Annotated in this window: 4 protein-coding genes; 1 reads left to right on the top strand and 3 read right to left on the bottom strand. The window is 60.1% G+C overall.

Translation table 11 applies throughout. From position 1 onward, the window contains the following. The first annotated feature begins 884 nt into the window (after positions 1 to 884). Positions 885 to 2843, top strand: a complete 1959-nt coding sequence (locus DUT91_RS19070; protein ID WP_114442085.1) for a M23 family metallopeptidase — start codon at positions 885 to 887, stop codon at positions 2841 to 2843. Between the two features lie 47 nt (positions 2844 to 2890). Here the strand turns inward: DUT91_RS19070 and DUT91_RS19065 are convergent, their stop codons facing one another. The 3 genes from DUT91_RS19065 to DUT91_RS19055 form a co-directional block, all read right to left on the bottom strand. Then, positions 2891 to 4345, bottom strand: a complete 1455-nt coding sequence (locus DUT91_RS19065) for a L,D-transpeptidase (protein ID WP_114442084.1) — start codon at positions 4343 to 4345, stop codon at positions 2891 to 2893. Between the two features lie 147 nt (positions 4346 to 4492). Next, positions 4493 to 7096 (bottom strand): ATP-dependent chaperone ClpB, encoded by a 2604-nt coding sequence (gene clpB / locus DUT91_RS19060; protein WP_114442083.1) that lies wholly within the window; start codon positions 7094 to 7096, stop codon positions 4493 to 4495. 228 nt (positions 7097 to 7324) lie between these two features. Then, on the bottom strand, positions 7325 to 8125 hold the full coding sequence (locus DUT91_RS19055) for a DUF4167 domain-containing protein (RefSeq protein WP_114442082.1): 801 nt from the start codon (positions 8123 to 8125) through the stop codon (positions 7325 to 7327). Positions 8126 to 8372: the final 247 nt, after the last annotated feature.

The following is an 8372-nucleotide window of genomic DNA, read 5'->3' as shown; positions in this document are numbered from 1 at the left end:
CTTCGTGATCCCTTTGTCAACCCCTTTTTTCGGGGAAAACAACCTTTCAAGCTTTCGCCACCAGGTCAAATTAACAAGTCTTTTCAGACCTTTACGGCAAGACATTGAGAAGATCTCTTAGCCTGCCTCGAGAGCGAACTACTTACTCGCCAGCGGCGCGCCGCCCTCGTTGTGGCGCTTTATAGGCCCCGCCCTACGAAACTGTCAACTCCATTTCGTGCGAATTTCCAAAAAAAAATCGCTCGCCTTGATCTGACCTTGGAGTTGACGCTCGCGAACCAACAGAACCGTCACATTTTCATCGCACGAACATTGCGACGAGAAACCTTGTGAAACAAGGATGACAGACTGGCTGATTATGGCGATTGGCTAGATATGGGGACGAAACACACCTTTACAAGGCCTGCCGTCTTTTCCATCGGGATACCGCGCTGTGCGGTCATCGGGGGAGCTGTGTTCGAGCCTTTGAATGTACTCCGGCAGTTCCGCCCCGGCAATGCGGATGCGGGGGGTACTTTGTTATATACGGAGACTGAATGGAGGCGATGCGAGGCTGGTCACAAACCTGCCCTATTCGACTTTTAGCCGTCCTAACGACGATTGATGCAGCGTCAGGATCTGTGCTCGGACCTATAATCGGCAGATTCCGGCCGGCAAATTGTGGGGTATATCGGGGAAAACCGCCTTGCTCCCCGGCCCGGATCTGACTTGGGGCGGACTTCGCGTTGACTTCGAGGCTGGCGACAGGCAAAACTCGGGACCACTCACGGGGCAAGCCCCTCATCGCACAAGCACATGTGCTTGTTTCAAGCCTATAGGACTGGCCGGCGCGCGATCGGACATGTTCGCCATACGGCACGACCAGAGGACCGGCAGCTTACAGAATGAAGGAATACGAGCGGCACGCGATTGACCCTGGCAACGAACCGCCGCTCATCACCGATGGGCGACGGGGTCCGCCGGACCGCCGTGAAATTTCTGCCCGCTGGCTGGCCGGCACATTCCTGACTGGCATTACCTCCTGCATGCTCATGGGTGTAGCCCTTTTCGCGGCGCTTGATGGGCGCGAGCAACTGGCAACGCCGCCGGAATTGCTTACGCACAACGAAATGCAGGGCTCTGATTCCGATAATGACGTGTCCAAGGGCGATCGCGTCGCCGCCACCGCCGCCATACAGAAGAACCGCGATCGGCGGCGCTTCGACGTATCGACGATGCAGAAGGTCGGCGAGCGCGAGGTCATCCGCACCCGCCCCTTCGAATATGTGCGCATGGCGCTTGCAGCCGACCATCCCGGTAACCGGAAATATCCGGCATTCAATGCGTTGGCCATCTTTTCTGAAGGCTCTCCGCCGGCGCAGATCGCGAGCACGGGTCAGATATATGGCGCCAAGGTGGAAAGCGAGGTCAGCCTGCGGACATCTGATTTTCCGCTGGCGACGACCGCGTTCGATTCCTCAGCCGATCTGACCGCCGACGAGGTCGAAAATGTCGTGCGCAATACCGGGCTGCTGCTGACCGACGGCGACATGCAAGTCGCTTCGCTGCACTATGTCGATCCGCTGCGCTTCGGCAACAGCGAATCGCCCTATTCGCTGACCCCGCCCCTCGATGTGCGCATCATCCAGGAGAATGTCAGCGTTGCCCCTCGCGCCGGACCGGATGCGATCAGCAGCGGCTTTTCGGAAGAAGTGATTCCCTTCCGCAACGATGAGGCGATAGCCGATACGCTGGTCAAGGCCGGCTATGACGGCACCAATGCCGCCAATATGGCCGAAGCACTGAGCAAGCTGATGAATTCGCCGCGCCTCAAAGCCGGCAGCGTCCTGCGCATTGGCGTCGAATCGCACAATGACGAAGACCGGATCGTCCGCGCCAGCATCTATAGTGGGACGACGCATCTTCTGACCGTCGCGCTCGATGACCGCGATCAGTATGTTCCCTCGGATGAGCCGGAAATGACGCCGCTCCTGCGCACCGCCTTCGACGGTAGCGCTCCCCCGCCGCGCATCCGCGGTGATCTTCCCTCGGTCTATGACGGTATCTGCCGCGCTGCGCTTGCCTATGGCATGACCGACACCATGACCAGTCAACTCGTCAAGATGCTGGCCTCCGATGTAGATCTCCAGGCAACGGTCACGCCGAACGACCAGATCGAGGCTTTCTTCTCACTTCCGGAAAATTCCGACCAGGCCGGGGAGAATTCGGAAATTCTTTATGTTGCCGCCACATTCGGAGGCACCACACGGAAATTCTACCGCTATCAGGCGCCGGATGGAACGACAGACTATTTCGACCAGAACGGCAAGAGCGCCAAGCAGTTCCTTTTGCGCAATCCCGTGCCCAACGGCATCTTCCGGTCCCCCTTCGGGATGCGTCGCCATCCCATCCTTGGTTACCTCAGGATGCATACCGGCGTCGATTGGGCCGCCCCCCGCGGCACGCCGATCATCGCCGCCGGCAGCGGTGTCGTCGAACGGGCCGGCTGGACCAACGGCTACGGCAACCAAACCGTCATCCGCCACGCCAATGGTTATGAATCCAGCTATTCCCACCAGAATGCCATCGCTTCGGGGATAGTTCCCGGCGCCCGCGTCCGCCAGGGACAGGTTATCGGATATGTTGGCTCGACGGGCCTGTCTACTGGACCGCATCTGCACTACGAGTTGATCGTCAACGGCACCAAGGTCGATCCGATGCGCATCCGCCTGCCCGACAACAAGGCGCTAAAAGGTGGGGAATTGGAAGCATTCAAGCGCGAACGCGAACGCATCGACCAGTTGCTGAACGACCAGAAAGACAATGGTACGAAGATCGCCGCAACCGGCTCGCCCAACGGTTAGGATTTCTCCGGTTCGTCCGCAGCGTCTGAGCAGAACGCCTTACCGTCTCACTCAATGAACTCGACGGTCACCCCAGGCTTCACCAGCTTTGCCAGTTCCTGCGCATCCCAATTCGCCAGGCGGACGCAGCCATGGCTGGACGTCTTGCCGATCTTTGAAGGCTCCGGCGTGCCGTGGATGCCGTAGGTCGGCTTCGACAGGGCGATCCAGACCGTGCCGACCGGGCCGTTCGGGCCGGGTGGAATGGTAAGGACCTTGTCATTGTTACCCTGTTTAAAATTGATCTTCGGATTATAGGTGTAATTGGGATTGATCGCGATGCGCTCGACCTGGACGATGCCAGAGGGCGAGGGATTATCGGAGGAACCGATGGTTGAGGGATAGGCGACGACGAGCTTGCCTGCTTCATCATAGCCGCGCACCTGCTTGCGCGGCTTGTCGGCGACGATCCGCGCGACCTTGGCAGTCACCGGCTTGCCTATATTGGGAACGCGGATCACGGTGCCCGGCCGGCGGAAATCCGTATCTGGATTGAGTTCCTGCAGATAGGCCTCGTCGATATGGAAGCGCTCTCCGAGCATTTCCCGAACGGACGTGAAAGCCATGCTGGGAAGCTGCGCCTTCTCGCTGTAATCCTCCGGCACCGAAGCAATATAGGGCTGCGCCGCATCCTCGTCGGTGATGATATAGTCAACGAAGGCCGGCCCGCCCGTTGCCTCAAGTTCGGCGTTGACCGCCGCTTCATCAGAGGGATCGATATATTTGCCTGTCAGTTCGCCATACGCCGCGGTGGCCTTGTCGACATTGCTGCCGGCGCGCCCGTCGATGACGCCGGGCGATGCGCCGGCGCGGTCGAGCAGCACCTGATAGGCGGCGATTCTGGATTTGGCGCCCTGGCCCTTCGGCATTTCGATTGCCGGCGCCATGTCGCCGGGGTCCGGAACCGCCGGCGACGGTTCAATGGCGGGCCGGCGCGAATCATCGTCGAGCGAAGCCGACGCATCTGGCGGCGGCAAATCCAAACGCTCTACCTGCCCGTCGCGGTTTCCATCATAACTTCCCGCCGGGTCGTCATAATAAGGGTCGCGAGGTGCATCGGGAGCGCGCGCATAAGGATCTTCCGGGACGTCGCCGAACCCGTCATAGGGAACGCCGCCATCGACAGGACCATCCAGCGTCCAATTGTCCTCCGGCGCCGGGACGCGGCGAACGCGCCTTTGCTGGCGCTCCGGCTCCTCGATCGACAGAATCCGGCCGCGCCGATCCATCGTGATTCGCCGCCCGGCCGGATCGATATAGATGCGGATACGGCCGTCGCGGTAGACTTCCTCGCCGGGATCGTAGAGCTGCGCGAGCTGAATATTTTCGGCATCATCCCCGGACCCGCCTTTCCGGTCGATCTGCCCCGCCTCGGCAATCGCACAAAATCCAGAAACTGGAAATAATGTACCGGTTGCGGAGGCAAGCAATGCAAGTCGAAAGAATGAATGGATACGCGGCATGAATGACACCTAAAAGAGCGAACGAATCGCAGTCCACCTGACGATTCTATCCGATTCTCTCCATGCCAGATGAACTGGACATGAAAATGACCGCCAAATCTAATCAGGCGGCCATTTTCGATGGGATAAATATCCCCGGCAGGTCGGTCAAGCGGCTTCAGCCGTTTTGGCCGGCGCCTTGGCGCGGAAATTGAGCCTGTCGGAGCCAGCGGTGATCTTCACCGTCGAGCCATCCAGTATATCGCCCAGCAAGATGCGCTCGGCGAGCGGATCCTGGACCTCCTTCTGGATGACACGTTTCAGCGGCCTTGCCCCATAGGCCGGATCGTAGCCCTTCTGCGCCAGCCAGTTGCGAGCTTCGTCGTCGATCGCGATCTCGATCTTGCGATCGGTCAGGAGCGACTGCAACCGCCGCAGCTGGATATCGACGATCGCGCCCATCTCGCTGCGCTTCAGCCGATGGAACAGGATAATCTCGTCGACACGGTTGAGGAATTCCGGACGGAACGCCGCCCTGACTACCCCCATGACCTCGTCGCGCACGGTCTCCACATCCTGATCCTCGCCAAGCCCGGTCAGATATTCTGCACCGAGATTGGATGTCATGATGATCAGCGTGTTGCGGAAATCCACCGTGCGGCCCTGGCCGTCGGTCAGCCGCCCGTCATCGAGCACCTGCAGGAGCACGTTGAACACGTCAGGATGCGCCTTCTCGATCTCGTCGAAAAGGATCACCTGATAGGGACGCCGGCGCACCGCTTCCGTCAGCGCTCCGCCTTCCTCATAGCCGACATAGCCGGGAGGCGCGCCGATAAGCCGGGCCACCGAATGCTTCTCCATATATTCCGACATGTCGATGCGCACCATCGCGCTCTCATCCGAGAACATAAACGCCGCCAGCGCCTTGGTCAGCTCGGTTTTGCCCACGCCGGTCGGACCGAGAAAGATGAACGAGCCGATCGGACGATTCGGGTCCTGAAGTCCGGCGCGCGCCCGACGAACCGCCTTCGACACCGCCTGCACGGCCTCGCCCTGGCCCACGACCCGCTTTGCGATCTCGTCTTCCATGCGTAACAGCTTTTCACGCTCGCCCTCAAGCATCCGGTCGACGGGGATGCCCGTCCAGCGCGAAACGACCTGGGCCACATGGTCCGCCGTCACGGTCTCCTCCAGAAGCGATCCTTTGTTCTCGCTGCTTTCAGCTTCAACAAGCTGCTTTTCGAGTTGTGGGATCGTGCCGTAGGCCAATTCGCCGGCGCGTTGGAATTCACCGTTGCGCTGTGCGGTGGCGAGCGCATTGCGCGCTTCCTCAAGCTGCTTCTTCAGATCGGCGGCAAGACCGAGCTTCTGTTTCTCTGCTTGCCATGAACTGGTCAGACGAGCGGATTCCTCTTCGAGATCGACAAGTTCCTTTTCCAACCGCCCGAGGCGATCCTTCGAGGCATCGTCCTTTTCCACCTTGAGCGCCTCGCGCTCGATCTTGAGCTGCATGATGCGGCGGTCGATTTCATCGAGCTCTTCCGGCTTCGAATCGACCTGCATCCTCAACCGCGATGCCGCCTCGTCGACAAGGTCGATGGCCTTGTCAGGGAGGAAGCGGTCGGCGATATAACGGTTCGACAGCGTCGCGGCCGCCACCAGCGCCGAATCGGAAACCCGCACCTTGTGGTGCTGCTCGTATTTTTCCTTGAGACCGCGCAGGATGGAAATTGTATCATCCACATTGGGCTCATCGACGAAAACCGGCTGGAAACGACGTGCAAGCGCTGCGTCCTTCTCCACATATTTGCGGTATTCATCAAGCGTCGTCGCCCCGATACAGTGCAATTCGCCACGCGCAAGCGCCGGCTTCAACAGGTTGGAGGCATCCATGGCGCCATCCGCCTTGCCCGCGCCGACAAGCGTATGCATCTCGTCGATGAACAGGATGATCTGGCCCGCGGCCGACTGGACTTCCGAAAGCACGGCCTTCAGCCGCTCCTCGAACTCGCCGCGATATTTTGCCCCAGCGATCAACGAGCCCATGTCGAGCGCCATCAGCTGCTTGTCCTTCAGCGATTCGGGCACGTCGCCATTGATGATTCGAATTGCCAATCCTTCGGCGATGGCGGTCTTGCCGACCCCCGGTTCACCGATCAGCACCGGATTGTTCTTGGTGCGGCGCGACAGGACCTGGATGGTACGGCGGATTTCGTCGTCGCGGCCGATGACCGGATCGAGCTTGCCCGCCCGCGCATCGGCCGTAAGATCACGCGCATATTTCTTCAGCGCATCGTAACTGCTCTCGGCCGAGGCCGAATCGGCAGTTCGACCCTTGCGGACATCATTGATGACCTGGTTCAGCCCCGCCGCGGTGACGCCCGCGCGCGCGAGGATGTCGGAGGTCTTGGCGGATTTCTCGATAGCAAGCGCGGTCAGCAGGCGCTCCACGGTGACGAAGCTGTCGCCCGCCTTCTTCGCAAGCTCCTCGGCAGTGGCGAAAACCTTGGCCAGGGGCTGCGACAGATAAAGTTGATCGTTGCCGCCCGTGACCTTCGGCAGGGCGTCGAGTGCCGCCTGGAGTCCCAGGCGCACATCGGCGATCCGTCCACCTGCCCGCTCGATCAGCGACGTCGCAAGCCCTTCGTCATCATCGACGAGGACCTTGAGCAGATGTTCCGGCGTGAATTGCTGATTGTTCTGGGAGAGCGCGAAGGTCTGGGCAGACTGGATGAAGCCGCGCACACGCTCCGTATATTTTTCAATATTCATACCGGTCTCCTTTTTCTTCCCGGCCCTAGCTGTGAGGCACCGGTGAAGTTGCTGGTGACGAACTCCCTTTCCAGGCGAGTCCAATGTCCCGAGTGATATGGGAAATCCGATCAGAACCCGCAAGTCGCCTCAAGAGAAGCAGAAATAAAATAATAAAAAACGAACGGCGCGGAATGATTTCCGCGCCGTTCGGCAATAATTCAGAAAGTATCGGCCAGGCCGACCCTATCAGGCGTCGGAAGCGGCCTCGACGCGAGCGGCCTTTGCGGCATCGCCATCCCCGCTGTCGCCATTGCCGCTGTCGTCGGCGGCTGCATTCGCCGGGCGGCGAGGCCGCGCCGGACGACGAGGGCGGCGGGTCTCCGCTGCGGGCGCAGCCTCAATCTCGGCGCCTGCAGCACTTCCGGCCACGCCGTTCGCCGTAACAGGAGCTTCGTTCGAGACTGCCGCCGGTTGTACTGTTTCGCTTTTGGCCTCAGCCTCGACCGGAGCTGGCGCGGCTCCCTCGGGGCGCTCACTGCGCACTGGACGGCGCGGGCGATTTTGGTTGCGACCCTGACGTCCACGATCCATGGGCTGCTTTTGCGTTTCCGCTCCGTCCTCGCCATAGACCACTTCGGCCGGCGTACCCTCGATTACCGGCTGCGGTCCACTTCCATTGACCGGCCTTGGCGCAGCTGTCTGGGCCGGCGCCGCTGCCACCGGCGGGTCGAAGCCTTCCTCGTCGTCATCCCCCTCATCATCAAAGTTGTCGTCGCGCTGAAACTGCGTTGCGGCCTGCGCCTGCGCCGCCATGATGATGCGGTTGTAATGTTCGGCATGCTGGAGATAGTTCTCGGCCATGACACGATCACCGGAGACTTGGGCATCCCGGGCCAAGGTCATGTATTTTTCCGCAACGTGCTGGGCATTACCCCTGATCTTCACGTCGGGTCCGTTGCTTTCATAATTGCGGGATAGAGGGTTCGGCCCCTTGCGGTTGTTGTTCCCCCGTCCACGCATGCGCCTGTTCTGCTGTCCTGGCCTCATACTCTTCTCTTTTCAGATTAAGGGGCGCGGATCCCCACGGCCTGGATTGGCCTTTGGTTCTCGCTTGTTATGTGACGAACTGGAGCGCGCCCCGCACTACCATCGTTTAAAAGATCTCTAAAGTTGCGTGCAGTCGTATGAACCACCAGGAGTAACGGTGTCAAACACCACAAAGCAGATTTGCCGCCTTGGCGATACGCGAAACAAAAGCCTGCCTGGCCTTATACGGTGCGTGGAAACTAACCGC

This window comes from Paramesorhizobium salinisoli (assembly GCF_003335045.1).
Classification (GTDB): domain Bacteria; phylum Pseudomonadota; class Alphaproteobacteria; order Rhizobiales; family Rhizobiaceae; genus Paramesorhizobium; species Paramesorhizobium salinisoli.
The sequence above is the reverse complement of the archived record's forward strand: the minus strand, read 5'-3'. Positions and strand labels throughout refer to the sequence as shown.

Bases quoted from the DNA above. Each gene is read 5' to 3' on its own strand.
- DUT91_RS19070 (WP_114442085.1), top strand. From the start codon at position 885: ATGAAGGAATACGAGCGGCACGCGATTGACCCTGGCAACGAACCGCCG.
- DUT91_RS19065 (WP_114442084.1), bottom strand. From the start codon at position 4,345: ATGCCGCGTATCCATTCATTCTTTCGACTTGCATTGCTTGCCTCCGCA.
- clpB (WP_114442083.1), bottom strand. From the start codon at position 7,096: ATGAATATTGAAAAATATACGGAGCGTGTGCGCGGCTTCATCCAGTCT.
- DUT91_RS19055 (WP_114442082.1), bottom strand. From the start codon at position 8,125: ATGAGGCCAGGACAGCAGAACAGGCGCATGCGTGGACGGGGGAACAAC.